Genomic DNA, 26,251 nt, shown 5'->3' with positions numbered 1-26,251 from the left:
GTACGCCTCACTCGTGTCAGAAGTGGCTGCGGCGTCCGATGCGGGCGATACCCTGCTCCGCCCCTCGTCCGTTCGAGGCGTCTTTCCGACGGTGAGTGGAGGGTGATCGTCGTTGATATCCATATTGCGTCTTCAGCGCGTGCCGTCGCTACTGAAACCGACCAGTGCGGCCGGTATGCGGTCGAGCGGTAGCACGGATTCGGCCGCCCCGAGGCGGATCGCCTCCTTAGGCATTCCGAATACCACCGATGAGGCTTCGTCCTGCGCGATGGTTGCGGCGCCGGCACGCCGCATATCCGACAGTCCGCAGGCTCCGTCGTCGCCCATGCCCGTCATGATGACACCGAGCGCATTGCGGCCGGCAGAGTGCGCGACCGAGCGGAACAGCACATCGACTGAGGGCTTGTGACGATTGACGGGCGGGCCGTCGATGACGTCCACGTGGTATTGCATTCCGCAGCGCTTGAGTACCATGTGACGCCCGCCGGGAGCGATCAGGGCGTGGCCTGGCAGGACGCGATCGTTATGACGTGCCTCGCGCACGGTGACCGCGCACAGCTCATTGAGGCGTTCGGCAAACAACGCGGTGAATCGTTCCGGCATGTGTTGAACGACGACGATGCCGGCGACGTTGGCCGGCAGGCGGGTCAGCACGGCTTCCAGCGCCTGCGTGCCGCCGGTGGAGGTTCCGAGCGCGATGACCTTATCGCTTGCGGGCTGCGAGGCCGTCGACGTCATCGCGGAGATCACGGCATCGGCACTGAATTTTGGCTCGGGTGCCGAGAACGTCGGTTTCAGCCGCCGGGGATCGGCACGGGCTGCAACACGAATCTCGGCGACGATGTCGTCTGCTGCGGCGACGATGAAATCCTTCAGTCCGGAACGTGGCTTGGCGATGACGGAAAAGGCGCCGGCATCGAGCGCCTTGATGCCGACCGGTTTGCCATGTTCGACCAGCGAGGAGTATCCGATTACTGCAGTGGGGTGTTCGGACATGATTCTGCGCAGAAAGCTCAGACAGTCGGAGCCCGGCATGTCGATGTCGAGGATGATGACGTCCGGCCATCGCCGGCGCAGCTTGTTCAGCGCGAACTGGGGAGAGGACGCGGTGGCGATCAATTCCATGCCCGGCGCGCGCGCGATCACGTTGGCGAGTCCTTGACGTACCACGGCCGAGCCATCGATGACCATGACCAGGATTGAAGGGGGCGCGTGCTGCGAGGGGCTCATAGCGTCCGAATCAGCTCGGATTCTGGTAGATCGTCGGGCGCACCGGACGGAGGCTCTCAGTAATGCCGTGGAGCGACTCCGAATGGCCGACGATGAAATAGCCCCCCCTCTTCAAGCTTGGAACCATGTTGTTGACCACCTTGCGCTTGGTTTCGGTGTCGAAATAGATCATCACATTGCGCAGGAAAATGACGTCGAAGTCGCCAATGTCCTCGATTGGCATTGTCAGATTCACCTGCGCAAAGCGTACGCGTTTTCTCAGTTCGGAGGCAACGAGCAGCTTCCCGTCCTGGGATCGTACACCCTTGAGACAATACTTCCGCAACAATTCCTTGGGAATACCGTTGGTACGTTCAAGAGGATAAAGGCCTGCTTGCGCGCGGGCGAGGACGGATTGCGAGATGTCGGACGCAAAGACTTCCCAGTTCCCGTCCGGCATCGCGTCAGCGAGCACCATCGCCATCGAGTAGGGTTCTTCGCCGCTCGAGCAGGCGCCGCTCCAGATGCGGAAGGTATTCCCGCTGCTCCGCCCCCGGATGATCTGATTGCGCAGGTAGTCGAAATGCTGGGGTTCGCGGAAGAAGTAGGTTTCGTTCGTTGTCAGCAGGTCGACGAAGGTCTGGATCTCCTCGGGCGGCTGCCGCGACGAGAGCAGGCGGTAGTACTCGGAAAAGGTGGAAAAACCGTAATGGGTGAGCCGTTTGCTCAGCCGTCCGACGAGGAGCACCTTCTTCGCATCGCTGAGATTGATGCCGGCGAGTCTGTAGATGAGGCGCTGGAAGAGCGCAAACTCCTGGTTTGTGATCTTGACGTCCATTGGGGCCATTCAGAAAAGTTCGATGTCGGTCTTGCGCGGCTTTGCCAGGGCCTGTTCGTACCGTTCTTCCGCGCTAATCAGTCCGCTCGAGATTTCCTCTCCGCGCTTGCAGTAGGCGTCGCCGGTGCTGGGCTCGAGAATGACCTTGCGGGACCAGCGTCCGAGAAAATCCGACGCCACCAGCGGAATATGTTCACGTTGCAGCCACTGACGCGCGAATTCGACGTTTTGCTGGCCGATACGTGAATGGGTCAGGCCGGGGACGACGGCCCCGCCGCCGAAGGCCTTCGCCTGCAGTCGGGCGCGTCGTGCTCCACGTGCGATCATGCCATTGAGTAGCGCCTCCATTGCGAAGTCGCCGCAAAGAAGGGTATCGATGTCTGGCCGGGTATGCTGTCGACCGCTATACGGCAGCATGAAATGATTCATGCCGCCGAGGTGAAGGGCCGGGTCCCAGAGACAGACAGCAACGCAAGAGCCCAGCAGCGTTGCAATTGGGCGGCCCGACTCGACGGCCCAAGCGCCGGGGCCGATCGTGCGTGCACTCCGCTCGAGCTCGCGCGGGTCATTCATGTTGTCGCTCACGTTGTCGGGTTAGCTTGGGCGCGACGGGCCGCGTCCCGCCAGTGCCGTTCAGCTTCCCGAACGGTGCGCGACACCTTCTCCTGGCGTCGCCACTCCTGCGAGCGTGGCGATTTCATCGACTGACAGCACGCGGTGGATGTTGAGCAGGATGACAAAGCGGCCTGCAACCTTGCCCATCCCCTGGATAAAATCGGCCCTGATGCGCGCGCCGAAGGAGGGCGGCGGCTCGATCTCGTTAGCCGGGATTTCGAGGACTTCCGACACGGCGTCGACCATGATGCCGACATCGTGACTGAGGTCGCCGTCCTGCACCTCGACAATGACGATGCAGGTGCGTTTGCCGGGCTGGCTGGGCTCGCCCGCGAAGCGGGCCGCCAGGTCGATCACAGGCACCACGGCGCCGCGCAGGTTGATCACGCCGCGGATGAAGGCCGGCATCATCGGGATTTCGGTGAGGTTTCCGAATTCGATGATCTCCTTCACGTGCAGGATGCCGACCGCGAACATCTCGCCGCCCAGCAGGAAGGTCAGGTATTGCGCGTTCTCCGGTGTCGCGACTGTGACGAGCTGGCGCGATTTCTCGGTGACGGGACTCGCTTGAACGATCGTGTTCACCGTCCGTCTCCCTCAGAAGCGTTCGAAATCGCTGTCGGCCGTAGCCGTCGCGAACGCCGGCCGCATCGACGCTGCCACGGCCGGACGCCGAGTCGCCATATTGACCATCGGGCGTTGAGCGCCGACCTGTTGTGCCGGCCCTTCGAGATGGAAGAAGCGCATCAGCTGCTGCAACTGCTCGGCTTGACCGCCCATTTCCTCGGCGGTCGCCGCGAGTTCCTCAGACGCGGAGGCGTTTTGCTGCGTGGTCTGGTTCAGTTGCCCCATCGCTCCGTTGATCTGGCCCACGCCGGACGATTGTTCGCGGCTTGCGGCAGCGATTTCTTGCACGAGGTCCGAAGTCTTCTGGATCGACGGCACCATTTCAGTGAGCAGCGAGCCGGCGCGTTCCGCGAGCTTGACCGAATCCTTCGCCACGTCGCCGATTTCCTGCGCCGCGACCTGGCTGCGTTCGGCAAGCTTGCGGACTTCGGCTGCGACGACGGCAAAGCCCTTGCCGTGCTCGCCGGCCCGGGCCGCTTCGATCGCGGCGTTGAGGGCGAGCAGGTTGGTCTGGTAGGCGATGTCGTCGATGATGCCGATCTTTTCGGCGATCGACTTCATCGCCTCGACCGTCTGGCCTACGGCCTGTCCGCCCTCGTCGGCTTCCTTTGACGCCTTCGATGCGATTCCGTCGGTGACCTTGGCGTTCTCGGTGTTCTGCGCGATCGAGGCCGTCATTTGCTCCATGCTGGACGTCGTTTCCTCGACGGAGGCTGCCTGCTCCGAGGACGACTGCGACAGCGACTGCGCCGTGGCGGAGACCTGTGCAGACGCGTTCGAGAGATTGTCCGCGGCGTTGCGCACTTCACCGATGATCTGCGCGAGCTTCGTCACCATCGCCTGCGTCGCGCCCATCAGCTTGCCGACTTCGTCCGTGGACTGGACGTCGATCTTCACCGTGAGGTCGCCATTGGCCAGTGCATCGGCGGCGGCGACGGCGCGATTGACCGGCCCGGTGATGCTGGCCGTGACCCACCACGCAAAGCCGGCCGCGAGCAGGATGGCCGTCAGCGCGAGGGTGAGCACCAAGGTTTGCGTCTGATTCGCGACCGCATCGGCATCCTTGCCAGCTTGGGTCATGAGTTCTTCCTGGAATTCGATGAGCTTGGAAATCGCGCCGATGTATTCCAGCTGGTTCCTGCGCATGCTACCCATCAGCAGGTCGATCGCCTCCTGCCGTTTGCCGCTGGCGGTCAGTTCCTGCAGTTTCGCGAGATCAGTACGGTAGGACTTGCGGGCTTCGTTCATCGAGGCCAGGAGTTTCTTGCCGGCCTCGGACGCGATCGTCTTTTCGAGCTTCTCGATGTTTTCGCTGATGATCTTGCTGGCTTCGCTAATCCGCTCCTGCTCCTTCTGGATTTCCTCCGACTTGGTCAGCAGCAGCATGTTGCGAGTGGTGCGCGCGGTCAGGTTGAGCTGTTCGACAATGTTGTTGGCCCAGACCGTTTTCGGAAACTTGTCGTTGACCATGTTTTCGATTTCGCCGTTGATCTGGCCCACTCGCAAGTAGGCAAGCGCTGAAATGATCACCAGCAGCGTGATGACGAAGCCGAAGCCGACGCCGAGGCGTGCGCCGATGCGCAGGTTCTTGAACATTTAGGTGACTCCTGATGACTGGGCGGGTGATGTGTCGTTGTAATAGGGTCAAAGAGCGGCTACGAGTTCGCGACGTTGCGAATCGGCAAGGAGCTTTTCCTCCTGGCCTGTGACGAGCGCGACCAGCGCGGGTACATCGAGGATGAGCGCGACCTCGCCCGAGCCGAGAATCGTCGTGCCGCCGATGCCGCGAAGGTTCTTGAACAGCACGCCGAGCGGCTTGATCACGGTCTGGAACTCGCCGACCAGCGCGTCGACGACCAGGCCCGCCTTGCGGCCCGCGTACTGGACGATGACGACGTTTTGGCGCGTGGGCGCCTCGCCGGGCACCTCGAACATCTCGCGCAGCCGTACGAAGGGCAGGACCTCGCCGCGCAGGTTCAAGTAGCTGCGCTGCGGCGGCACATCGGTGAGTTCGATGCATTCGACAACCGAGTCGAGTGGCACGACATAGGACGCCTTGCCGACCGCGGTGAGGAAGCCATCGATGATGGCGAGCGTCAGCGGCAGGCGGATGACGAAGGTCGAACCCTCACCTTCCTCGCTGCGAACGTCGACGGTTCCGCGCAGGGCCTGGATGTTGCGACGTACGACGTCCATGCCGACGCCGCGCCCGGAAATGTTGGTGATCTTCTCCGCCGTCGAGAAACCGGCTTCGAAGATCAGGTTCGCGATCTCGTCGTCGCCCAGGACTGCGGCCTCGTCGATCAGCCCTTTCTCGATTGCCTTGCGGCGGATCTTCTCGTGCGGCAGCCCGCCGCCGTCGTCGGTCACCTCGATGACGATCGAGCCAGAGTCGTGGTAGGCGTTGAGTCCAACCTGGCCCTTCTCCGGCTTTCCCTGCGCGAGACGAACGGCGGCGGGCTCGATTCCGTGATCCAAGGCGTTGCGCACGAGGTGCATCAGCGGATCGCCGAGCTTCTCGACCACGGACTTGTCGAGTTCGGTCTCGGCCCCCGTGATTACCAGCTCGATGTCCTTGCCCATCTCGCGCGAAGCGTCGCGCACGACGCGGTTGAAGCGGTTGAAGGTTTCGCCGATCTGCACCATACGCAGCTGCAGTGCCGCGTCGCGAATATTCTCGACGAGCCGGGACAGGACGGACGTGCTCTCCATCAGATCGGCGCGCGCGCTCTTCTGCGCGAGCAGGCTGGCGTTGGCGCCGGCGATCACCAGTTCGCCCACGAGGTCGATCAACTGGTCGAGCTTGTCCGCCTGGACGCGCACCATCCGCGCCTCCACCGCCTTCTTCTCGCTGACCGTCGCCTGCTTCGAGGCGGCAGCCTCGACGACTTCCCGATGCACCACCTGCTGCTCCACCAGCACTTCGCCGATCGGCTGAGTCGTTTCGGCATCGAGCTCGCCGGGAGCGACGTCGGCAGGGCGGGTCTGTTGGGCGGCGAGGCCCGCTTCGAGTTCGGCGCGGGTCAATGCCCCGCAGCGCACCAGCATTTCGCCCAGGCGCATCGCATCCTCGGGTAGATCATTGATGAGGGCGATGTAGTCGTGGATCTTGGATTGCGGCGGGAGGATGCGCAGTTGGCAGTCGTCGCGGACGAACTCGAAAACGCGTTCGATCTCCGCTTTCGACGCACGCGTCTGCAGGCGTATTTCAAAGCCGAGGTAGCAGCTTTCCGGATCCATCGTAGCCGCAGCCGGCATCGCGTCGCTGATCGTCTCGATCGACACGATCTCGCCGAGTGTGGCGAGGTAGCGCAGGTAGGACAGCGGGTCCATCCCGTTCTTCAGCACGTAAGGGGCGAAGCGCACCGAGATGTGCCAGCCGTCGGTGCTGACCATGCCGCCCCCGCTCGCCTGCACGTCCGCTTCTTGTTCCACCGGCACTCCGCCTTCGGACGAAGTGCCGGCCGCGCTCAGGCAGGTGGTCAGCGCTTCGGTCAGGACCGCTCCGCGCGCGCTCGCCGACTCGGCGAGTTCGGCGCTGCCCGCGGCGAGGGTGTCGAGCAGTACGCCTAGATGGTCGCAGCAGGAGAGCAGAAGCGTAGCGAGTTCGCCGGTGACGGGGAGCGCGTCGTTTCGCAGCAGATCGAGGATGTTTTCGACCTGATGCAAGAAGGATTCAATGAAATGGCATTCGACGACGCTCGAGCCACCTTTGATCGTGTGCGCCGCGCGGAAGATCGCGTTCAGATTGTCGCGGTCGTCCGGCGACTGTTCGAGGCGCAGCAGGCCCGCCTCCATCTCGGCGAGCATGTCGCGGCTTTCCGTGACGAAGGTGCTGGTCAGTTCATCCATGGATAAGGTCCTTCGGCGCTCAGGCCGGAATCACCATCGGGTCGCCGAAGGCGGCCGCGAGATTGCAGAAATCGATGGTCTGGCGCACCGCCGTGCTGTGGCCGCTGATCACGATCTCTTTCCCCTGGGCCCGCGCTTCGCGCTTGATGAGGATCAGCAACTGCAGACCCGCCGTGTCGATGTCGCCGACCGCCGAGAGGTCGAGTTCGAGCCGATTGCTCCCGGCGAGCGCGTCGATGAGCGCCTGCTTTTGCGTTTCGGCGTGGTAGATGGTCAGGTCTGCGTCGAGCGCGAGGCGCGCGGCGGCGCCCGCGCCCGACGCGGTCTCCTTGTGTGACATGGGTGAAATCCTCTAGAACAATTCGACGTTGTTCGACGGGCGAGCGGCGGGCGTGGTCGGCTGATCGGGAGCTGCCTTCACCGTGGACTGGTGGGTGTCGCGCTGTTGCTCCATGACGTAGCCGTCGAAGATCTCGTCGAGCTGCGCCGAGAGCGGTATGAGGGCCGCGTTCGCGTTCGAGTCATCTCCTCGCTCCAGCGCGCCGGCGAGTTCCGCGGTGTGGCTGTCCAGGCGGTCGAGCCCCTTGATGACGTGATCAATCTGCTGACGCGTCACGTCTTGGAACTGGACGCTCGCCATTGCGTTCATGAACATCTCCGAGAGCCGGTTGCTGCTGTCGGTGACGTTCGAAAGGATCATCCTCTCGCGTTCGGTCAGCCGCTCGTAGGACGTGCCCAGGGCCGCGAGCTGCTCGGCAAAGCGCCTCAGGCTGTCGCGCTCCTCGCCGATGTGGCTATTCGCGACCTTGTCCTTGAACTGGCTCTCGATCGTTGCCGCGACCGACGCGATGCCATCGTTGATCTTCCTCACGGCGACTTCGGTTTCCTGCGACAGCTTGCGCACCTCGTCGGCCACGACCGCAAAGCCGCGGCCCGACTCCCCGGCGCGCGCCGCCTCGATCGCCGCATTGAGCGCAAGCAGGTTGGTTTGGCCGGCGATATGCTTGATGAGATCGACGAGCGCCTGCAGCGACTTCGTCTCCCGCACCGCAGCCGAGCCCAACTCCTGGTCGCGTGCCGATTCGTCGATGCGATGCTGGATGAACGCCTCGAGCCGTGCGATCAGGTCGCGGTTTTCCGCGATCTTGCGCACTGATTCCTCGGACATCGTCTCCGATTCGTTCGCCGCTTGCGCGACGAAGTCATTGAGTTCTGAGACTACCTCGTCGATAGTCTGCAGTCGTGTGACGACGTCGCTCGCAGCCTGCTCCGTCTGCTCGGTGATGCTCTGCAGGTGTGCAGAGAGAACCCCCGTATAGCGCGGCACGTCACGCAGTTCGGGGATTGCGACGCGTGTGCAGGCGCGCATCGAAGGACACTTGTGACGCTCGTCGTTCAGGAGCGACTCCATGCCGTAGCGGATATCGTTGTAGAAACGGGCTGAAATCAGGCGCTGCAGCAGGATGAAAGCGAGCACGTTGGCGAAGACGCCCATCGTGTCGAGTACCCGGTCGGGCAGGCCGCTCAGTTCGTGATACCAGTCATGCAGGGCATACAAGACCGCAGCCAGCGCGAGCGCCGCGCTGATGCCTGTGATGAGCGAGCGCCGCTGGTACAGGCGGTAATGCTCGCTGAAGACGGAGGTCATTGCGCCACCTCACTTGACGACGAGCTTGATCGTATTGAGCAGTTCGTCGGCCGTGGCGGGCTTGACGATCCATCCCGATGCGCCTGCGGCCTTCGCCTCCATCTTGCGGCTTTGCTGCGATTCGGTTGTCAGGAACAGGATGGGCATGAACTTGTGCGCCGGCAGCTTCCTGACCTCGCGGATCAGCTCGATGCCGTTCATCCCGGGCATGTTCAGGTCGGTCAGAAGCAGGTCCGCCTTTACGCCGGAGCCGAACTTCTTCAGCGCCTCTTCACCGCTGCTGGCCTTTTCGACCGCGTAACCCGCTTTGCCAAGGATGCCCGAAATGCTGAGGAGAATAGTCGCCGAATCATCGACGAGAAACACGGTCTTTGTCATGGTCGCAATCCTTGTGCTGCAAGGCCTTCATGCGGACGCCGGTAGTTTGGCATCCTTATGGCGTTAGCCTATGTGCATCGATTGCGTATGACTATCGGGAGTTCTAAGGAGAGTCCGTAGATCTACGTAAGACTGAAGGCATATGCCAATTCAGCGTCCGCCGTTGTTGGCGAGAACGAGCGCAACGAGTTCCGCGACCGAGTGGGTGCGGGACTTGTGCATGATGTTTGCCCGGTGCGTCTCGACGGTGCGCTCGCTAATGCCCAGCGCTGCGGCGATCGTCTTGTTGCGCTGTCCCGCGACGATGCCGTCGAGGACCTCGCGTTCGCGCGGCGTCAGCGTCGTGAGCCAGGCGATGCCGGAGGATTTGTCGGCCCGACTCTGCGCAGCCCTGCGCAAGGCGTCCTGGGTACGTTCGATGAGGTGCTGGATGTTGAAGGGCTTTTCGAGGAAATCGAAGGCTCCGAGGCGCATCGCGGCGACGGCGGTCGGCACGTCGGCATAGCCGGTCAGGAAGATTACCGGCACTTCGGGATGGTGGGCACGCAGCCACTCGTGGATCTCCGGCCCTGTCATGCGTGGCATGCGCAGGTCCAGCAGCACGCAGGACGGGCCGTCAGGATGCCAAGTGCGTATGAATTCCTCGCCGGAGGCGATGGCTTGCACCTGCAGACCGACACTCGTGAACACCTCAACCAGAAAACGCCGAACCTGCTCGTCGTCGTCGACAATGCATACCGATCCGGTCGCGGTGTGGCTGGTGGGCATGTACTGATGGAGGGTCGAGGCGAGAACCCGATTGTAGCCGGTATCCGTAGAAGTGCGCAGAAGCAGCGGATTTCCGGTATGGAATTTTCCACCGGTTGCGATACATTTGCGCAAAAGTCATGACGCATGAAAATTGCGTAAATCGGGACTCAGCTGGGCGGGTTGGATCATGATCGAAGGACTACGCTTCCTGAAGGAGCCGGCGGATCTCCGAAGTCTGGAGCCCGTATTCGATGCCATGCTCGAAGGGGTGGTTGTGCGCGACGGGAGGGGCGCGATCGTTGTCGCGAACGCCGCAGCGCGCCGAATGCTGGATTTCGACACAACGATCGGCACTGACGGCGCCGAAGAGAAATTGGCGGCGGCAACGCTGCGCAGCGGCCAGGCTCAGCGGGCGGTTGTTCTGGCATTGGGCAGTGGGACCGAGCGGATGTGGATCCAGGCCAGTGCGCAGCCGATTTGCGACGCCGGGGGCGCTATCGCCGGTGTCGTCACCACGCTTTCCGACATCACGCCGATGAAGCTCGCCGAGGAAGCCTTGAGGTTGAGTGAAGGGCGCAATCGCACGCTCGCCGAGGCCATCGCGCAGTCGGGCTGTGCGGTGATCATGACCGACCCGTCGGGACGCATCGAATTCGTCAATTCGGCCTGCTGCAAAGCCTACGGCTACAGCCAGGAGGAGTTGCTGGGAGCCAGTCCCAGCATCTTCAAGTCGGGCGAGACGCCGCGAGAGGAGTACGAGGCGTTGTGGCGGACGATCCTGGCTGGAGAAGTATGGCGCGGCGAAATGTCGAACCGCACGCGGGACGGCCGGCTCATCCGCGAGGCGGTTTCGGTGTCCCCGGTGCGCGACGAGCTCGGCGAAATCCGGCACTTCATCGCGCTGAAGGAGGACATCACGCCCCTGCGCGAGGAGGAGCGGCGCCGGCACGCGCTCTTCGAGCGCGTCGCGCGTCTCGAGCGGATCGAACTGGTCGCGACGCTTGCCGGGGGAATCGCGCACGATTTCAATAACGTACTCGTTGCGATCCTCGGCTATTCCGAGCTAGCCGAGCGTATGTTGAAAGCGGACGGGCGACTGCCACGGGTGGCCAGCTACATCGACGAGATCCGCATCGCGGGGGCACGCGCACGCGACTTGATACATCAGTTGCTGAACTTCAGCCGCAGCGGCGTCGTCCAGCCGAGGCTCACGCGGCTGGAGGATATCGGGCGCGAGGCCGTCGGATTGTTGCGCGCGACCTTGCCCGACACCGTCGCGCTGATTCCCGACATCGACCCGGCGCTGCCGGCCATGTCCTTCGATCCGGCGCATCTGCATCAGATCGTCATGAACCTGTTGATGAACGCGCGCGATGCGGTCAACGGTAAGGGAACGATCCGCCTGTCCGCGCGACGCGTGTCAATTGCTCCTGCGGAATGCTGCGATTCGTGCCGGCGGGAGTTCTCCGGCGATTACGTCGCGATCACGGTCGCCGACGACGGTGTCGGCATATCGGCGGAATATCGGCTGCACTTGTTTGAACCCTTCTTCACGACCAAGGAGATCGGCCAGGGGACGGGTATGGGCCTCGCGGTCGTGCATAGCGTGGCCCACGTCTACGACGGCCACGTCAAGGTCGTGTCGACTCCCGGGGAAGGCTGTGCGATCACCGTCCTGCTGCCCGTTTTACAGCACCAGGACTGAGCGTTTGCGCAACGGGGATGGTGCGTCAGTGCAGCACGCGCGGCATCGCGAGCACGAAGGTCGGAATATCGGCGTCGAAGCGGTGGCCGTCCTCGCCGACCATCTGGTAACTGCCGCGCATCGTGCCGACCGGGGTTTCGAGTACTGAGCCGCTCGCGTAGGAGAAATTTTCGCCCGGCGCAAGTACCGGCTGCTCGCCGATGACGCCCTCGCCCCGGACTTCCTGCACCTTGCCGTTGCTGTCGGTGATGATCCAGTGACGCGTCAGCAGCTGGGCCGTCGCGGTGCCGGTGTTGGTGATCGTGATGTGATAGGCGAAGACATAGCGTTCGTCGTCGGGTGCCGACTGGGCGGGGACGAATTCGGCGTTGGCTTCGACTTGGATACGGTATTTTTCGGCGTCGGTCATTGCCTCGTCTCTCTTTGCGTTCGGGACGGCGCGCAGTTTCGTCACGCGCTCGGGCGGGTAGTGCGGGACTGTCGGAGCAGGCGTTCGCTCGATGGCGCGCTGCGAGGGTAAAATAACACTTTTGCCCGGAAATTCCGCTATGTCCGTTTCACCTCTGACCGCCCTTTCTCCGCTCGACGGCCGCTACCACGAAAAGGTAGCGGGTCTGCGCGATCATTTTTCCGAGCACGGCCTGATCCGCAATCGCGTGAAGGTCGAGGTGGAATGGCTCAAGGCGCTCGCCGCGGACGCCGGCCTTGCTGAAATCGCCCCGTTCTCGCCCGCCACCGTCGCGGAGCTCGATGCGGTCGTGGCAGGCTTCGCCCCGGAAGACAGCGCCGCCGTGAAGGCCATCGAAGCGACGACGAACCACGACGTCAAGGCGATGGAGTACTGGCTGAAGAAGCGTCTCGGCCACAACGCCGAAGTTACGAAGGTCTCCGAGTTCATCCATTTCGCCTGCACCTCGGAAGACATCAATAACACTTCCCACGCGCTGATGCTGCGCGAAGGCCGTGACGCGGTGCTGCTGCCCGTGCTCGACAAGGTGATCGCCCGCTTCCGTGAGCTCGCGCACCAGCACGCGGAACTGCCGATGCTGTCGCGTACGCATGGCCAACCGGCGAGCCCGACGACGCTGGGCAAGGAAATGGCGAACATCGCCGCCCGCCTGCTGCGTGTACGCGCGGCGATCGCCGGCGTGTCGCTGACCGCGAAATTCAACGGCGCGGTGGGCAACTACAACGCCCACCTGTCGGCCTGGCCGGAGTTCGACTGGGAAGGCTTCAACCGCCGCTTCATCGAGTCGCTGGGACTGGAATTCAACCCCTACACAATCCAGATCGAGCCGCACGACGCGATGGCCGAGCTCTTCGACGCGGTCGCCCGCAGCAACACGATCCTGATCGACGCCTGCCGCGACCTCTGGATGTACATCTCCTTCGGCTACTTCAAGCAGAAGCTGAAGGAAGGCGAAGTCGGCTCCTCGACGATGCCGCACAAGGTCAATCCGATCGACTTCGAGAACGCCGAAGGCAATTTCGGCATCGCGAACGGCGTGCTGCGCCACTTCTCCGAGAAACTGCCAGTGTCGCGCATGCAGCGCGATCTCACCGACTCGACGGTGCTTCGGAACATGGGCGTTGGTTTTGGGCACGTCGTGCTAGGTCTTGAGTCCTGCCTGCGTGGCCTCAACAAGCTCGAAGCTGATCCGGCTCGCCTCGCTGCGGATCTCGACAACGCATGGGAAGTGCTGGCCGAGCCGGTCCAGACCGTGATGCGCCGCTTCGGCATCGAGAACCCGTATGAGCAGCTGAAGGCGATGACGCGCGGCAAGGGCATCACCCGCGAAGCGCTGCAGGACTTCATCCGCACGCTGGCGATCCCCGAAGCGGACCGTCAGCGCCTGCTGGATATGACGCCGGCGAGCTACGTCGGCAAGGCCGTGGAACTCGCGAAGCGCATCTGATCGGGCGCTTCGGATCGAATCGCGACGCCACCTGCGGGTGGCGTTTTCATTGATACCAGGAAGGAGTCGAAGTAGTGTTTGCAGACAATCTGAAGCAGCTGCCGAAAGTGTCCCATTTGGCGGCCTTGAACCTCGTGGACTCGGAGGGGGCTGTCGTCGCGACGATCGAGAACAAGCCCGGCCAGGCGGGATCGCTCTCGGTCTACAACCATCTCGCCCAGCTCTATGGCTCGATCAACGCGGAGGCGGCGAAAAAGGGGCTTGAGCTGTATGCGGAGCACACGGAGGATGCGCGCGCGAATCCGGGCAAGCATCCGAATATCGATCGGCTGATCGGATTGATCGAGCGAGGCGAAGTGCTGCGCGTGAAGCAGGTGTTCGCAGTCTGAACCGTCAGGAAAGAGCGCTGTCCCCGCGCCAGCGGGGCCATGGCGGGCTCAGCCGGACGACAGTCAATTGACGGGCTGGAGGTGGGCGGTCAGCTGCCGCCGAGGCCGAAGAAGTCGCGGATGCCCAGCATGCCGATCTGGAAGCCGATGGCGACCAGGATCAGGCCCATGAAGCGGGTGAAGATGCGCTCGACGCGCGGTGTCGCGAGGCGCTGGCGCACGAGTGCGAGGCGCAGTACGAGCCACAGCACGATGGCGGTGGCGATGGAGGCGAAGAGCGCGATCACCGGCAGGTAGAGGCGCGACGGGTAGGCGACCGACAGCGTGATCGCGGTGGTGATCGCCCCCGGGCCGGCCACCAGCGGCATCGCGAAGGGGACGACGATGCGGTCCTGTGCGTCGTCGGGAGAGGCTTCGTCGCGCTGGATCTCGCTCGGGCTGCCCCGCAGCATCTCGAGGCCGACGAGGATGATGACGAGGCCGCCGGCGGTGCGGAAGGCATCGAGCGAGATGCCGAAAAGTTCGAGGATGTAGCGTCCGCCGATCGCGGCGCCCGCAAGGATCGCCAGGACGGCCATCGCGGCCTGACCAGCCGCGCGGCGTTTGCCCGCGACCGGCATGCCGGCGACGATGCCGAGGAAGAGCGGCGCGGCGATGATCGGGTTCGTGATCGCCAGGAGACTGACGAAGGCCTGCAGGAACTCGTTCATCGCGCGCGGGGCAGGGTAGGGAAGAAGGCCGTCAGACGACCGCCTCTTCCTTTTCCTTCTTGGGCTTCATGAACTGCTCGCGCGAAACGCCCAGCCACATTACGAGCGGGCTGGCGACGAGCACCGAGGAGTAGATACCGAAAAGAATGCCGATCGTCAGCGCCATCGCGAAGTAATGCAGGGTCTCGCCGCCGAAGAGCAGCATCGCCAGCACCATCATCTGCGTGCAGCCGTGCGTGATGATCGTCCGCGAGATGGTCGAGGTGATGGCGTGGTCAAGGATCTCGGGCGTCGCGAGGTTGCGCTTCTTCTTGAAGGTTTCGCGCACGCGGTCGAAGACAACGACCGATTCGTTCACCGAGTAGCCCAGCACGGCGAGCACGGCGGCGAGCACCGGCAGCGAGAATTCCCACTGGAAGAAGGCGAAGAAGCCCAGGATGATCACGACGTCGTGCAGGTTGGCGATGATCGCCGACACCGCGAAGCGCCATTCGAAGCGCAGCGCGAGATAGACGACGATGCCGAAAATCACGAGCAGCAGCGCCATCGAGCCGTCGGAGGCGAGCTCCTTGCCGACCTGCGGGCCCACGAATTCGACACGGCGCAGCTCGGGCGCAGGACCGCCGACTGATTGCAGCGTCGCCATCGTGCGGCCCGAGACGCTGTTGGTGTCGAGATCCTCACGGTTGGGCAGGCGGATCAGCACGTCGCGCGCACTGCCGAAGTTCTGCACCTGGGCGTCCGGGTAGCCGGCGGCGTTGAGTGCGTTGCGGATCGGCTCGAGCTGCGGCGCCTCGGCATAAGTGACTTCGATCAGCGTGCCGCCGGTGAATTCGACCGACAGGTGCAGGCCGCGCGTCGTCAGGAAGAACACTGCCAGCACGAACGTGATCAACGAAATGATGTTGAACGTCAGCGCATGGCGCATGAACGGGATGTCTTTCTTGATGCGGAAAAATTCCATTTTTCAACCTTGTCCTTGCATGCGTCGCGATCAGTTGCCCGGCTTCCACACCTGGCCGATGGCCAGGGATTCGACTTTGCGGCGACGTCCGTAGATCAGGTTCACCAGCATCCGCGACACGAGAATTGCGCTGAACATCGAGGTCAGGATGCCCAGGCAGTGCACGACGGCGAAGCCGCGCACCGGGCCGGAACCGAAGACGAGCAGGGCGATGCCGGCGATCAGCGTCGTGATGTTGGAGTCGAGAATCGTGTCGAAGGCGCGCTCGTAACCGGCGTGGATCGCGGCCTGCGGCGAGACGCCGTTGCGGAGTTCTTCGCGGATGCGCTCGTTGATCAGCACGTTGGCGTCGATCGCCATGCCGAGGGTCAGCGCCATCGCCGCGATGCCGGGTAGCGTCAGCGTCGCCTGCAGCAGCGACAGCAGGGCGACGAGCAGCAGCAGGTTGGCCGCGAGTGCGATCACCGAGACGAAACCGAACAGCGCGTAGTAGATGCACATGAAGGTCGCGATCGCAACGAAGCCCCACAGCGTGGAGTGGAAGCCCTTCGCGATGTTGTCGGCGCCCAGGCTCGGGCCGATGGTGCGTTCCTCGATGATCTCCATCGGCGCGGCGAGGCTGCCGGCACGCAGCAGCAGCGCGACGTCGCTCGCTTCCTGCGTCGTCATGCGGCCGGAAATCTGAACGCGGCCGCCGCCGATTTCCGTGCGGATCACCGGGGCAGTGACGACTTCGCCCTTGCCCTTTTCGATCAGCAGGATCGCCATGCGCTTGCCGACGTTCTCGCGCGTGACGTCGCGGAAGATGCGGCTGCCGGCAGCGTCGAGCGTGAGGTGCACCGCCGGCTCGTGCGACTGGCCGTCGAAGCCGGGCTGTGCGTCGGTCAGACGGTCGCCCGTGAGCACGACCTGGTTCTTGACGAGCACGGGCGCGCCGCCACGTTCCTTGTAGAGCTCGGTGCCGAAGGGCACGTTGCCGGCGAGCGCCGCGTCGAGTGCGCCCGGGGTTTCGTCGACGAGGCGCACTTCGAGGGTCGCGGTGCGGCCGAGGATGTCCTTGGCCTTGGCGACGTCCTGCACGCCCGGCAATTGCACGACGATGCGGTCGAGGCCCTGCTGCTGGATCACCGGTTCGGCGACGCCGAGTTCGTTGATCCGGTTGTGCAGCGTCGAGATGTTCTGCTTGATCGCGAAGTCGCGGATGTTTTTCTGCGCCGCCTGCGAGAGCGTCGCGATGAGCTTGAGGTCGTCGGCAGCGTCGTCGCGATCGGCGAGTTGCAGGTCGGCGGTGCTCCCCTGGATTGCACCGCGGGCAGCGTCGCGCTGGCCGGCGTCACGGAAGCGCAGCACGACGTTGTTGCCTTCACGCGTGATCCCGGCGTGGCGCACGTTCTTGTCGCGCAGCAAGGTGCGCAGGTCGCCTGCGGTCGCGTCCAGGCGCTTGGTGACTGCGCCGGGCATGTCGACTTCGAGCAGGAAGTGCACGCCGCCGCGCAGGTCGAGGCCGAGGTACATCGGCAGCGCATGGATCGCCGTGAGCCAGGTGGGCGATGCGGACAGCAGGTTCAGCGCGACGACGTAGGATGGATCGCGCGGGTCCGGGTTCAGGCGTTTTTCGATGGCGTCCTTCGCGCGCAGCTGCGTGTCGGTGTCGGCGACGCGCACGCGGATGCTGTTGGCGTCGACGAAGAGGCCGGTCGACTGGATCTGGGCGTCACGCAGGGCCTGTTCGATGCTGCCGGTGAGCGAGGCGGCGTCGAGCTTGAGCGTCGCTTTGCCGCTGGAGACCTGAACTGCGGGCACTTCACCGAAGAAGTTGGGAAGGGTGTAGATCAGGCCGAAGAACAGGACCAGACCAATGAGGATGTTCTTCCAGAGCGGATAGCGATTCATGAGGTGACTGGAACTGGAAAGGGAGGCGGTGTGACGGCAGGATTGCGCAGCGCCGGCGAGGCCGGCACTGCGCGCGGGCCTCAAAGGGTCTTCAGCGTGCCCTTCGGCAGCACGGTGACGACGGCCTGGTTCTGCACGACGATGGTGACGTTGTCGGCGATCTCGAGGTTCAGGTAGGCGTCGCCGACTTTGGTGACGCGGCCGGCAATGCCGCCCTGGGTGATGACTTCATCGCCCTTCGCGAGCGCGGAGACCATGGTCTTGTGCTCCTTGGCGCGCTTCATCTGCGGGCGGATCATCAGGAACCACAGGACGATGAACATCAGGACCAGCGGCGCGAGGCCCATCAGGCCGCCGGTCGGGTCGCCGCCGGCCGCGGCCTGGGCGTATGCATTGGAAATGAACAAAGGTCTCTCCGGAAGTTTTCGATAAACGCGCGATTATAGCAGCAGCGCCGTTACCGCTTTTCGCATCGGCGCGCTTGTCATGCGGTGCCGGTCGCACGTTCGCTGCGGAAGCGGGCGACGTAGTCGGCGAAATTGCCGGCGGCGATCGCTTCACGCAGCTCGGCGGTTAGCGTCTGGTAATAGCGCAGGTTGTGGATCGTGTTGAGCATGCTGCCGAGGATCTCGCCCGCGCGGTGCAGGTGGTGCAGGTAGGCGCGGCTGAAGTTCGTGCAGGTGTAGCAGTCGCACGAGGGGTCGAGCGGGCGGGTGTCCTGCTTGTGCGTGGCGTTCTTGATCTTGATGTCGCCGAAGCGCGTGAATAGCCAGCCGTTGCGCGCGTTGCGGGTCGGCATCACGCAGTCGAACATGTCGATGCCGGCAGCGACGCCAGCGACGATGTCCTCCGGCGTGCCGACACCCATCAGGTAGCGCGGTTTGTTTACAGGCAGTCGCGGCGCGGTGTGGGCGAGGATGCGCTCCATGTCTTCCTTCGGTTCGCCGACCGACAAGCCGCCGATCGCGTAGCCGTGGAAGCCGATCTCTTCGAGGGCGGCGAGCGACTCGTCACGCAGGTCCTCGTACATGCCGCCCTGGACGATGCCGAACAGCGCGTTGGCGTTTTGCAGGCGGTCGAATTCGTCGCGCGAGCGTTTCGCCCAGCGCTGCGACAGGCGCATCGACTTCGCCGCCTCGTCTCGGGTCGCAGGGTAGGGGGTACATTCGTCGAAGATCATCACGACGTCCGAGTTCAGCGTGTGCTGGATCTGCATCGAGATCTCGGGCGTCAGGAAGAGTTTCGCGCCGTCGATCGGCGAGGCGAACTTGACGCCTTCCTCGCTGATCTTGCGCAGCGCGCCCAGGCTGAACACCTGGAAGCCGCCGGAGTCGGTGAGGATCGGCTTGTCCCAACCCATGAAGCCGTGCAGGCCGCCGTGGGCCGCGACGACTTCGAGGCCGGGGCGCAGCCACAGGTGGAAGGTGTTGCCGAGGCAGATCTGCGCGCCGACGTCGGCAAGCGCGGTCGGCGTCATCGCCTTGACGGTGCCGTAGGTGCCGACCGGCATGAAGACCGGGGTCTCGACGACGCCGTGAGCGAGGGTGAGACGGCCGCGGCGGGCGGCGCCGTCCTGGGTGATCAGGTCAAATTGCATCGTGGCGGCGGGTGATGAACATCGCATCACCATAGCTGAAGAATCGATAATTCTCGCGCACCGCGTGGGCGTAGGCGCGACGGATGGGATCCAGGCCGGCGAAGGCGGACACGAGCATCAGCAGGGTCGACTTCGGCAGGTGGAAGTTGGTGATCAGCGCGTCGGCGACCTGGAAGCGATAGCCGGGCAGGATGAAGAGTTCGGTCTCGCCGGTCCCGGCGCTGAGCGTGCCGTCCTGGCCGGCGCCTTCGAGCGCGCGCAGGCTGGTGGTGCCGACCGCGATCACGCGTCCCCCCGCGGCACGCGTGGCGGCGATGGCGTCGACGGTGTTCTGCGGAATCAGGTAGCGCTCGCGGTGCATGCGGTGCTCGCCGAGATCGTTCACGCGCACGGGCTGGAAGGTGCCGGCGCCGACGTGCAGCGTGAGCCAGGCGCCTCGCACCCCCATCTTTTCGAGCGTGAGGAGCATCTTCTGGTCGAAGTGCAAACCAGCCGTGGGGGCCGCGACCGAGCCGGGTTCGCGCGCATAGACCGTCTGGTAGCGGGTCTCGTCGTGGTCGTCGGCGGCGCGCTCGATGTACGGCGGCAGCGGCAGCTTGCCGTGGCGTTCCAGCAATGCGTAGAGATCTTCTCCGGCGGGAAAGCGCAGGTGGAAGAATTCGCCGACGCGGCCGAGCACGGTCACATCGAAGGCGTCGGCAAGACGCAGCACTGAGCCCGGCTTCGGCGACTTGCTGGCGCGCACCTGGGCGAGCGCTTCGTGCGATCCGACGGCGCGTTCAATCAGAACCTCGACCTGGCCTCCGGTTTCCTTGACGCCATACAGACGCGCGTGGATCACGCGCGTGTCATTGAAGACGAGCAGGTCGCCCGGGCGGAGGTACTGGGGGAGGTTCGAAAAGTGGCGATCGAGCAGTTCGCCGTCGTCGAGCACCAGTAGGCGGCTCGCGCTGCGATCGGCCAGGGGCGCTTGGGCGATCTGCTCCGGAGGCAGCAGATAATCGAAATCGTCTAATGTAAGAGGCATGTGCTTGCCGCTCGTGGGGAGTTTCGTGGATAATGCGGCGCTTCCCGGCCGGGATGGCGAAATCGGTAGACGCAGCGGATTCAAAATCCGCCGCCGCAAGGTGTGAGGGTTCGAGTCCCTCTCCCGGCACCAGGGCTCCACAGGCGGAGCGCCGCGATAAAGCGGCGGATTCTAGCAGAGTTGCCCCCCGTCCTGCCGCCTGTCGCTTTCCGTTCCCGCTTTCCCATGTATTCCGGCGCTGCCAGTCCGTGCTGAGCTGCCCGTTGCCTATCCGGTTCTTAGGACATCGGCCGCATCGGTTTGATTTCAAGTTCGGATAAAACTGAGTAAAACTCAGTGCAATGTGTGTTTTTTAGGAGTCATCACTTCCCTACCATGCTGGTGATGCCGGTTGGCCGGCATATTCCAATGTTCGGGAGGTGCTCATGCGTATCGATCTGCAATGCAATGGTGTCGAGGCTCCGGCCACGCTGCGTGACTACGTCGTGCGGCGCATGGGATTCGCAATCGGGCGATTCCGGGATCACATCCAGTGGGCGAGGGTCAAACTGGCAGACGTGAACGGTCCGCGCGGCGGTGTCGATAAGCGTTGTGTGGTACAACTGCGGCTTCGCAACCGGCCGGATGTCATTTTCGCGATCACCGAGATGGAGCTGCGTTCGGCGATTGACCGGGCCGCAGAGCGGGTCGCCCACGTGCTGGTACGCCGTCTGGGGCGCAGTCGTCGGCCCGTGCGGGACACGGCCGTGCTGGCCGAAGTGGTGCCCGCGACCTGATCACCGCTTTCTGAGTTGAGGAGGGATTGATGGAAAACCGTATCGCAACAATGCCGCGCGTCGAGACTTCGGTCCTGGCGACGAATCGGGTCATCCGCAACACCTACACGCTGCTGGCGGCGACGCTGGCGTTTTCGGCGCTGACCGCCGGATTGTCGGTGGCCCTCGGGTTGCCGCATCCGGGGCTGATCATCACGCTGGTCGGCTACTTCGGCTTGCTGTTCCTGACGACGAAGTTCCGCAACAGCGGGCTGGGTGTGGCGTTCGTGTTCGCGCTGACCGGCTTCATGGGTCTGACGCTCGGGCCGATCGTATCGCGATACCTCGCGATGCCGAACGGCGACCAGATCGTGATGCAGGCGATGGGCGGCACGGCGGCGATCTTCCTCGGTTTGTCGGCGTACGCGCTGACCACGAAGAAGGACTTCTCCTTCATGGGCGGCTTCCTGTTCGTGGGTGTGCTCGTCGCGTTCCTGGCTGGCCTCGGTGCGATCTTCTTCCAGATGCCGGGCCTGTCGCTCGCGGTGTCGGCGATGTTCGTGCTGCTGATGTCCGGGATGATCCTGTTCGAGACCAGCAACATCATCCACGGCGGTGAGACCAACTACGTGATGGCGACGGTGTCGCTGTACGTGTCGATCTACAACCTCTTCACCAGCCTGCTGCAATTGCTGGGCGTGCTCAACGACGACTGAGCGGCGGCGTCCGCGAGGGCGCTTGAAGGCAGGACGGGGCGATTCGCGCAAGCGGTCGCCCCGTTTTCTTTGCGCGTTGAATCAGCCGCGGAAGAGGCGTAGCGCGAGCTTCCGGCCTTCGTCGAGGAAGAGGACCGAGGAGGCAGCGAGCATTGCGCGCAGCCAGTCCTGCCAGTGCAGGGTAGTGGTGCCGAAGAGCTGCTGGGCGGGCGGCCAATTGACGACCAGCACCTGCAGCGCGAGGACGCCGGCGAGGACGAGCCACAGCTGTCCGTTGGCGAGGAACTGGCGGTTGAAGGCAGTGCCGAATTCGCTGCGGGCGTTGAAGACGTTGAAGAACTGGAACAGCACGAAGGTCGTGAAGGCAAGTGTCAGCGCGTAGCGATGGTCGTGCGAGGCGAGGCCCTCGCTGAAGAGCCACAAGGTGCCGACCATCATCGTCGCGCCATAGAGGGCGAGCCGGAAGAGGCGGGGCAGGCCGAGGATCGACGTGCCCGGCGGGCGGGGCGGCGCGCGCATGATGCCGGAGCGCGCAGGTTCGAGGCCGAGCGTCATCGCGGGCGGGCCGTCCATGATGATGTTGATCCACAGTAGCTGGATCGCGGAGAAGGGCGTGGGCAGGCCGGTGAGCGTTGCGGCAAGCACCGTGAGGATCGCGCCGATGTTGGTCGACAGCTGGAAGCGCACGAACTTGACGATGTTGTCGTAGATGACGCGGCCTTCCTCGACGGCGCGTTCGATCGTCGCGAAGTTGTCGTCGGTGAGCACCATCGTCGCCGCTTCGCGCGTGACGGCAGTGCCGGTGCGTCCCATGGCGATGCCGATGTCGGCGGCCTTCAAGGCGGGAGCGTCGTTGACGCCGTCGCCGGTCATCGCGACGACATGGCCGCGGGCCTTGAGCGCCGCGACGATGCGGACCTTGTGGGCGGGCGAGACGCGGGCGAAGACGTCGATCGCGTCGATGCGCTGCGCGAGAGCGTCGTCGTCCATGCGGTCGAGCGTCGCGCCGTCGGTCACTTCGCCTACGAGGCCCAGTTCCCGGCCGATCGCGGCGGCGGTGACACGATGATCCCCGGTGATCATCTTCACGCGGATGCCAGCTTCGTGGCAGCGGCGGATTGCGTCGGCGGCCTCGGGACGGGGCGGGTCCATCAGGCCCGCAAGGCCGAGGAAGGTCCAGTTTTCGGCCCACTGCCAGAGGTCGCCGGCCGGGTCGAAGTCCTTCGCCGGGATCTCGCGTTGTGCGACCGACAGAACGCGTAGCGCAGCACTGGCCAGGCGTTCGTTTTCGTCGCGGATGTTTCCCCGCGCGATGTCGTCGAGTGCGCGTTCGCCGCCCGCCGCGAGCCAGCGGGATGAGCGTGCTAGCAGTACATCGGGTGCGCCTTTGATCATCATCACGACGCTGTCGCCGGCGTGATGAAAGGTCGCCATGAACTTGTGGGCGGAGTCGAACGGGATTTCGGCGATGCGCGGGGCGTGCGCCTGTTCAGCTGCGCAGTCCAGTCCCCCCTTGCAGGCAAGCACCCATAAGGCGCCTTCGGTTGGATCGCCGACAAGTTGGCCGTCGCGGACGCGCGAATCGGTGCACAGGGCCATCGGCAGTAGCAGCGGGCGCAGGGCCTCGCGTGCGTGTTCGGTGATGTCGCCTGCGAGCGTGTAGCCTTCGCCGGCGACGTCGAAACGCCGGCCGGCGAACCACCCGGCCCGGGCCGTCATCTGGTTCAGCGTCAAGGTGCCGGTCTTGTCGGAGCAGATCACGGTGGTCGAGCCGAGGGCCTCGACGGCCGAGAGCTTGCGTAGGATCGCTCGGTTCTGCGCCATGCGCCACATGCCGATGGCGAGCGTCACGGTGACGACCGCGGGCAATCCTTCGGGGATCGCCGCGACGGCGAGCGCGACGCCGGTCATTGCCGCCTGCATCCAGGGCAGGCCGCGTGCGGTGTCGAGAACGAGGATCAGCAGCACGACGGCGCCGGCGATCGCCGCGAGCTTCTTGCCGAGGAGGTCGAGCTGGCGCTGTAGCGGGGTGGGGCTTTCGCGGGCGCTTGCGATCATGCCGGCAAGCTGACCGGTTTCCGTAGCCATGCCGGTGGCGCTGACGAGCATTTCGGCGCGGCCGCGCGTCACGACGGTGTTCATGTAGAGCATGTTCACGCGATCGCCGAGCGGCAGTTCCCGCGCCGCGAGCGGGGCGGCGATCTTCGCAACGGGATGGGACTCGCCGGTCAGGGCCGCTTCGTCGGCTTCTAGCGCGTGGGCGACGAGGATGCGGCCGTCGGCCGGAACTCGGTCGCCGGCTTCGAGGAGGACGACGTCGCCCGGGACCAAGGTCGTGGCGTCAACCTCGGCGGGCAGTCCGCCACGACGGACGCGTGCGTGCGCGGCGAGCATGCCCTTCAGGGCGGCGATCGTCTGTTCCGCCCGATGTTCCTGATGAAAGCCAAGTCCCGCATTGAGGAGCACGACGATGAGGATGACGATCGTGTCCTTGAGGTCGCCGACCGCCCAGGCCAGCACCGCCGCGAAAAGCAAGACGATGATCAGCAGGTTGCGGAACTGGTCGAGGAACTTCAGCCACACGGGGCGGGTCGGTGCCTCGGCGAGGCGGTTCGGCCCGAAGCGCGCGAGTCGTGTCAGCGCGTCCTCGGCAGAGAGGCCTAATTCAGGAGTGACGTCGAGGGTCGAGGCCGCTTCGGCGGCGCTCAGCGTGTGCCAGTCGTGCCGGGCGCTCATCTCCCGCCAGGCGAGCGTTCGCCGTTGCGGCAGACAGGCGCCGTCACGCCTCGGCCTCCGGCGCGGGCGGGTTGTCCGGCTCGGTCTGCACCGTTTCGGGCATCCGGCTCGCGAGCACCTTGTCGATGCGCTTGCCGTCGAGGTCGACGACTTCGAGGCGCCAGTCCTCCCAGGTCGCCACATCGCCTGTGTGCGGCAGCCGGCCCAAGATCCACATCACGAGGCCGCTCAAGGTGTGGTAGCGGCCCTTTTCTTCTTCGGGGACGGTCTTCAGTTCGAGACGGTCTTTCAGTTCGGGCACCGGGATCATGCCGTCGAGCAGCCACGAGCCGTCCTCGCGCTGCACGGCCCAGGCTTCTTCCAGGCTGTGGGGCTGGAACTCGCCAGTGACCGCTTCGAGCACGTCCTGCAGCGTGACGACGCCCTGAATCTCGCCGTATTCGTCGATCACGAACACCATGTGCGTGCTCGATGCGCGGAACTGTTCGAGCAACTCCATGCCGGTGAGCGATTCGGGGACGTAGATCGCCGGTTCGAGCTGCTGCGTCAGGTCCGGCTTGCCGCCCTTGAGCGTTTGGTTGAAGAGCTGCTTCGACGAGATGATGCCGAGGATGTCGTCGAGCCCGCCACGGCATACCGGAAAGCGCGAATGCTGCGATTCGGCCATGCGCGCAAGGTTTTCGTCGAGCGGGCGGTGGATGTCGAGCCACACGACGTCCGCGCGCGGCACCATCAGTGAGGCGATCTGGCGTTCGTCGAGGCGGAACACGTTGCGCACCATCTCGTGTTCGCTCTTCTCGATGACGCCCGCTTCCGAGCCTTCCTCGAGCAATGCGTGAATTTCTTCCTCGGTGACGCCCGGCGCCGCTTCGTCACGCTTGCCGAGCAGCGTGAGCAGCATCGACGTCGACCACATGAGCAGGCGCACGAAAGGCCGCGAGCCGATCGCGAGCGCGTTCATCGGGCGCGCGACGAGGCGGGCGATGCCTTCCGGGTTGATCTGCCCGATGCGCTTGGGCACCAGTTCGCCGACGACGATCGAGATGTAGGTGATGGCGACCACGGCGAGCACGGTCGAGGTGATCTCGCTCGGCCGTTGGGCGAGGCCGAGCTGCTGCAGCCAGCCGGAGAGCGGGTCGGCGAGTGCGGCCTCGCCGACGATCCCGTTGAGGATGCCGATCGAGGTGATGCCGATCTGGATCGTGGAGAGGAAGCGCGTCGGTTCCTCGCCCAGCTTCATCGCGACGGCCGCCGCAGGATCGCCGTCTTCGGCGAGGCGTGCGAGGCGGGCGCGTTTGGCCGTGACGAGGGCGATCTCGGACATGGCGAAGACCCCGTTGACCAGGATCAGGGCGACCAGGAGGATGATTTCCATGTTTGCTTAGCGGGCGGCGCCGGGCGCGGGCAGGCGGGCTGCACGGCGCATGGCGGAGCGGGCGGCAAGAGGCCGCCGAAGACGATTGCTGAGCGACCGGGAAGGATGGTGCGCAGCGGGAAGGGCGTGGCGCGAGGCGGCGGGAATGCGCCGCTGATGCCGGGCGGGAGCCGCGGAGCGGGGATGGCCGTGGCGCGTCTGCGCTTCCGGGATGCCCTCGAAACGAGGGGCGGAAAGGTGAAACTGGGTGTGTCGGCGACTCATAGCGCGGAGACATGATGGCCCCCGCAGCTCCTTCCGGTGATGACTGATCGTTGCATCATGCCTTACTGCGGCGTGGCCTGTCACCTATCGGATACCGGTACCTGCTGCACGGGATCTCGGGAAACCTTCATCAGGCGTTACAATGTCGCGTTTTTTTCACTGAGTACGGTCGGATGAAGACCACCTTTCTGGATTTCGAACAGCCGGTTGCCGATCTCGAAGCGAAGATCGAGAAGTTGCGGTTCGTGCAGGACGACTCGGCGGTGGATATCTCGGAGGAGATCGCC

Annotated in this window: 24 protein-coding genes, 1 tRNA gene and 1 pseudogene; 7 read left to right on the top strand and 19 right to left on the bottom strand. The window is 64.3% G+C overall.

Features of this window, described 5'->3' with window-relative positions:
* Window positions 1-132: 132 nt before the first annotated feature.
* The 10 genes from VJ673_RS11245 to VJ673_RS11200 all read right to left on the bottom strand — a co-directional run bounded on the left by VJ673_RS11245 (window position 133) and on the right by VJ673_RS11200 (window position 9,935).
* Complete coding sequence (locus VJ673_RS11245) at window positions 133-1,230, bottom strand: protein-glutamate methylesterase/protein-glutamine glutaminase (RefSeq protein ID WP_324126191.1); 1,098 nt, start codon at window positions 1,228-1,230, stop codon at window positions 133-135.
* A gap of 10 nt (window positions 1,231-1,240) precedes the next feature.
* The gene (locus tag VJ673_RS11240; protein ID WP_324126190.1) at window positions 1,241-2,047 is read right to left on the bottom strand and encodes a CheR family methyltransferase; all 807 of its coding nucleotides are present in this window, start codon (window positions 2,045-2,047) and stop codon (window positions 1,241-1,243) included.
* Window positions 2,048-2,056: 9 nt separating this feature from the next.
* Window positions 2,057-2,620: a chemotaxis protein CheD gene (locus tag VJ673_RS11235; protein ID WP_324126189.1), complete on the bottom strand. Its 564-nt coding sequence runs from the start codon at window positions 2,618-2,620 to the stop codon at window positions 2,057-2,059.
* A 60-nt stretch (window positions 2,621-2,680) separates the two neighbouring features.
* A complete protein-coding gene (locus tag VJ673_RS11230; RefSeq protein WP_324126188.1) occupies window positions 2,681-3,247 on the bottom strand; it encodes a chemotaxis protein CheW in 567 nt (188 codons plus the stop codon).
* Between the two features lie 12 nt (window positions 3,248-3,259).
* Entirely contained in the window at window positions 3,260-4,885 is a 1,626-nt protein-coding gene (locus VJ673_RS11225) for a methyl-accepting chemotaxis protein (RefSeq protein ID WP_324126187.1), read from the bottom strand.
* A 48-nt stretch (window positions 4,886-4,933) separates the two neighbouring features.
* Window positions 4,934-7,141 carry a chemotaxis protein CheA gene (locus VJ673_RS11220; RefSeq protein ID WP_324126186.1) on the bottom strand — a complete coding sequence of 736 codons (2,208 nt, stop codon included), beginning with the start codon at window positions 7,139-7,141 and terminating at the stop codon, window positions 4,934-4,936.
* Window positions 7,142-7,160: 19 nt separating this feature from the next.
* Window positions 7,161-7,481 (bottom strand): STAS domain-containing protein, encoded by a 321-nt coding sequence (locus VJ673_RS11215; protein WP_324126185.1) that lies wholly within the window; start codon window positions 7,479-7,481, stop codon window positions 7,161-7,163.
* 12 nt (window positions 7,482-7,493) lie between these two features.
* On the bottom strand, window positions 7,494-8,789 hold the full coding sequence (locus tag VJ673_RS11210; protein WP_324126184.1) for a methyl-accepting chemotaxis protein: 1,296 nt from the start codon (window positions 8,787-8,789) through the stop codon (window positions 7,494-7,496).
* Window positions 8,790-8,798: 9 nt separating this feature from the next.
* Entirely contained in the window at window positions 8,799-9,167 is a 369-nt protein-coding gene (locus tag VJ673_RS11205; RefSeq protein WP_324126183.1) for a response regulator, read from the bottom strand.
* A gap of 150 nt (window positions 9,168-9,317) precedes the next feature.
* Window positions 9,318-9,935: a response regulator transcription factor gene (locus VJ673_RS11200; RefSeq protein WP_324126182.1), complete on the bottom strand. Its 618-nt coding sequence runs from the start codon at window positions 9,933-9,935 to the stop codon at window positions 9,318-9,320.
* Window positions 9,936-10,104: 169 nt separating this feature from the next.
* Here VJ673_RS11200 and VJ673_RS11195 point away from each other — a divergent pair, with 169 nt between their 5' ends.
* Window positions 10,105-11,622: a PAS domain S-box protein gene (locus VJ673_RS11195; RefSeq protein WP_324126181.1), complete on the top strand. Its 1,518-nt coding sequence runs from the start codon at window positions 10,105-10,107 to the stop codon at window positions 11,620-11,622.
* Window positions 11,623-11,647: 25 nt separating this feature from the next.
* Here VJ673_RS11195 and apaG read toward each other — a convergent pair whose 3' ends face one another.
* Window positions 11,648-12,031 carry a Co2+/Mg2+ efflux protein ApaG gene (gene apaG, locus VJ673_RS11190; protein WP_324126180.1) on the bottom strand — a complete coding sequence of 128 codons (384 nt, stop codon included), beginning with the start codon at window positions 12,029-12,031 and terminating at the stop codon, window positions 11,648-11,650.
* A 139-nt stretch (window positions 12,032-12,170) separates the two neighbouring features.
* Between apaG and purB the strand changes: the two genes are divergently transcribed.
* On the top strand, window positions 12,171-13,538 hold the full coding sequence (purB, locus tag VJ673_RS11185; RefSeq protein WP_324126179.1) for an adenylosuccinate lyase: 1,368 nt from the start codon (window positions 12,171-12,173) through the stop codon (window positions 13,536-13,538).
* A 74-nt stretch (window positions 13,539-13,612) separates the two neighbouring features.
* Entirely contained in the window at window positions 13,613-13,927 is a 315-nt protein-coding gene (locus tag VJ673_RS11180; protein ID WP_324126178.1) for a DUF2322 family protein, read from the top strand.
* An 89-nt stretch (window positions 13,928-14,016) separates the two neighbouring features.
* Here VJ673_RS11180 and VJ673_RS11175 read toward each other — a convergent pair whose 3' ends face one another.
* The 6 genes from VJ673_RS11175 to queA all read right to left on the bottom strand — a co-directional run bounded on the left by VJ673_RS11175 (window position 14,017) and on the right by queA (window position 20,118).
* A complete protein-coding gene (locus VJ673_RS11175) occupies window positions 14,017-14,637 on the bottom strand; it encodes a MarC family protein (RefSeq protein WP_324126177.1) in 621 nt (206 codons plus the stop codon).
* A 31-nt stretch (window positions 14,638-14,668) separates the two neighbouring features.
* Window positions 14,669-15,601 carry a protein translocase subunit SecF gene (secF, locus tag VJ673_RS11170; protein WP_324126176.1) on the bottom strand — a complete coding sequence of 311 codons (933 nt, stop codon included), beginning with the start codon at window positions 15,599-15,601 and terminating at the stop codon, window positions 14,669-14,671.
* Window positions 15,602-15,631: 30 nt separating this feature from the next.
* The gene (secD, locus tag VJ673_RS11165) at window positions 15,632-17,494 is read right to left on the bottom strand and encodes a protein translocase subunit SecD (protein WP_324126175.1); all 1,863 of its coding nucleotides are present in this window, start codon (window positions 17,492-17,494) and stop codon (window positions 15,632-15,634) included.
* A gap of 80 nt (window positions 17,495-17,574) precedes the next feature.
* On the bottom strand, window positions 17,575-17,901 hold the full coding sequence (gene yajC / locus VJ673_RS11160) for a preprotein translocase subunit YajC (RefSeq protein ID WP_324126174.1): 327 nt from the start codon (window positions 17,899-17,901) through the stop codon (window positions 17,575-17,577).
* Window positions 17,902-17,978: 77 nt separating this feature from the next.
* Entirely contained in the window at window positions 17,979-19,091 is a 1,113-nt protein-coding gene (tgt, locus tag VJ673_RS11155; protein ID WP_324126173.1) for a tRNA guanosine(34) transglycosylase Tgt, read from the bottom strand.
* Complete coding sequence (gene queA / locus VJ673_RS11150) at window positions 19,081-20,118, bottom strand: tRNA preQ1(34) S-adenosylmethionine ribosyltransferase-isomerase QueA (protein WP_324126172.1); 1,038 nt, start codon at window positions 20,116-20,118, stop codon at window positions 19,081-19,083. Before queA ends, tgt begins: the two co-directional genes overlap by 11 nt.
* A 47-nt stretch (window positions 20,119-20,165) precedes the next feature.
* Between queA and VJ673_RS11145 the strand changes: the two genes are divergently transcribed.
* The 3 genes from VJ673_RS11145 to VJ673_RS11135 all read left to right on the top strand — a co-directional run bounded on the left by VJ673_RS11145 (window position 20,166) and on the right by VJ673_RS11135 (window position 21,589).
* Window positions 20,166-20,250: transfer RNA gene (locus tag VJ673_RS11145), tRNA-Leu, on the top strand.
* Window positions 20,251-20,543: 293 nt separating this feature from the next.
* Entirely contained in the window at window positions 20,544-20,894 is a 351-nt protein-coding gene (locus VJ673_RS11140; protein ID WP_324126171.1) for an HPF/RaiA family ribosome-associated protein, read from the top strand.
* A 29-nt stretch (window positions 20,895-20,923) separates the two neighbouring features.
* Window positions 20,924-21,589, top strand: a complete 666-nt coding sequence (locus VJ673_RS11135) for a Bax inhibitor-1/YccA family protein (RefSeq protein WP_324126170.1) — start codon at window positions 20,924-20,926, stop codon at window positions 21,587-21,589.
* An 81-nt stretch (window positions 21,590-21,670) separates the two neighbouring features.
* Here the strand turns inward: VJ673_RS11135 and VJ673_RS11130 are convergent, their stop codons facing one another.
* Window positions 21,671-24,325: a cation-translocating P-type ATPase gene (locus VJ673_RS11130; protein ID WP_324126169.1), complete on the bottom strand. Its 2,655-nt coding sequence runs from the start codon at window positions 24,323-24,325 to the stop codon at window positions 21,671-21,673.
* Window positions 24,326-24,368: 43 nt separating this feature from the next.
* Window positions 24,369-25,700: a hemolysin family protein gene (locus VJ673_RS11125; protein ID WP_324126168.1), complete on the bottom strand. Its 1,332-nt coding sequence runs from the start codon at window positions 25,698-25,700 to the stop codon at window positions 24,369-24,371.
* Window positions 25,701-26,137: 437 nt separating this feature from the next.
* Between VJ673_RS11125 and VJ673_RS11120 the strand changes: the two are divergent.
* Window positions 26,138-26,251 (top strand): annotated as a pseudogene (locus tag VJ673_RS11120) (acetyl-CoA carboxylase carboxyl transferase subunit alpha); the annotation flags it as partial.

The sequence above is a fragment of the Aromatoleum sp. genome (genome assembly GCF_035254505.1).
In the GTDB taxonomy this organism is placed as follows: domain Bacteria; phylum Pseudomonadota; class Gammaproteobacteria; order Burkholderiales; family Rhodocyclaceae; genus Aromatoleum.
Note: the sequence above shows the minus strand (reverse complement) of the source record. Positions and strands in the feature narration are given on the sequence as shown.

What these genes read in the sequence shown, in the direction of transcription:
- VJ673_RS11245 (WP_324126191.1), bottom strand. Translation starts at nt 1,230, where the DNA reads ATGAGCCCCTCGCAGCACGCGCCCCCTTCAATCCTGGTCATGGTCATC.
- VJ673_RS11240 (WP_324126190.1), bottom strand. Translation starts at nt 2,047, where the DNA reads ATGGACGTCAAGATCACAAACCAGGAGTTTGCGCTCTTCCAGCGCCTC.
- VJ673_RS11235 (WP_324126189.1), bottom strand. Translation starts at nt 2,620, where the DNA reads ATGAATGACCCGCGCGAGCTCGAGCGGAGTGCACGCACGATCGGCCCC.
- VJ673_RS11225 (WP_324126187.1), bottom strand. Translation starts at nt 4,885, where the DNA reads ATGTTCAAGAACCTGCGCATCGGCGCACGCCTCGGCGTCGGCTTCGGC.
- VJ673_RS11220 (WP_324126186.1), bottom strand. Translation starts at nt 7,141, where the DNA reads ATGGATGAACTGACCAGCACCTTCGTCACGGAAAGCCGCGACATGCTC.
- VJ673_RS11215 (WP_324126185.1), bottom strand. Translation starts at nt 7,481, where the DNA reads ATGTCACACAAGGAGACCGCGTCGGGCGCGGGCGCCGCCGCGCGCCTC.
- VJ673_RS11210 (WP_324126184.1), bottom strand. Translation starts at nt 8,789, where the DNA reads ATGACCTCCGTCTTCAGCGAGCATTACCGCCTGTACCAGCGGCGCTCG.
- VJ673_RS11205 (WP_324126183.1), bottom strand. Translation starts at nt 9,167, where the DNA reads ATGACAAAGACCGTGTTTCTCGTCGATGATTCGGCGACTATTCTCCTC.
- VJ673_RS11200 (WP_324126182.1), bottom strand. Translation starts at nt 9,935, where the DNA reads ATGCCCACCAGCCACACCGCGACCGGATCGGTATGCATTGTCGACGAC.
- VJ673_RS11195 (WP_324126181.1), top strand. Translation starts at nt 10,105, where the DNA reads ATGATCGAAGGACTACGCTTCCTGAAGGAGCCGGCGGATCTCCGAAGT.
- apaG (WP_324126180.1), bottom strand. Translation starts at nt 12,031, where the DNA reads ATGACCGACGCCGAAAAATACCGTATCCAAGTCGAAGCCAACGCCGAA.
- purB (WP_324126179.1), top strand. Translation starts at nt 12,171, where the DNA reads ATGTCCGTTTCACCTCTGACCGCCCTTTCTCCGCTCGACGGCCGCTAC.
- VJ673_RS11175 (WP_324126177.1), bottom strand. Translation starts at nt 14,637, where the DNA reads ATGAACGAGTTCCTGCAGGCCTTCGTCAGTCTCCTGGCGATCACGAAC.
- secF (WP_324126176.1), bottom strand. Translation starts at nt 15,601, where the DNA reads ATGGAATTTTTCCGCATCAAGAAAGACATCCCGTTCATGCGCCATGCG.
- secD (WP_324126175.1), bottom strand. Translation starts at nt 17,494, where the DNA reads ATGAATCGCTATCCGCTCTGGAAGAACATCCTCATTGGTCTGGTCCTG.
- tgt (WP_324126173.1), bottom strand. Translation starts at nt 19,091, where the DNA reads ATGCAATTTGACCTGATCACCCAGGACGGCGCCGCCCGCCGCGGCCGT.
- queA (WP_324126172.1), bottom strand. Translation starts at nt 20,118, where the DNA reads ATGCCTCTTACATTAGACGATTTCGATTATCTGCTGCCTCCGGAGCAG.
- VJ673_RS11140 (WP_324126171.1), top strand. Translation starts at nt 20,544, where the DNA reads ATGCGTATCGATCTGCAATGCAATGGTGTCGAGGCTCCGGCCACGCTG.
- VJ673_RS11135 (WP_324126170.1), top strand. Translation starts at nt 20,924, where the DNA reads ATGGAAAACCGTATCGCAACAATGCCGCGCGTCGAGACTTCGGTCCTG.
- VJ673_RS11130 (WP_324126169.1), bottom strand. Translation starts at nt 24,325, where the DNA reads ATGAGCGCCCGGCACGACTGGCACACGCTGAGCGCCGCCGAAGCGGCC.
- VJ673_RS11125 (WP_324126168.1), bottom strand. Translation starts at nt 25,700, where the DNA reads ATGGAAATCATCCTCCTGGTCGCCCTGATCCTGGTCAACGGGGTCTTC.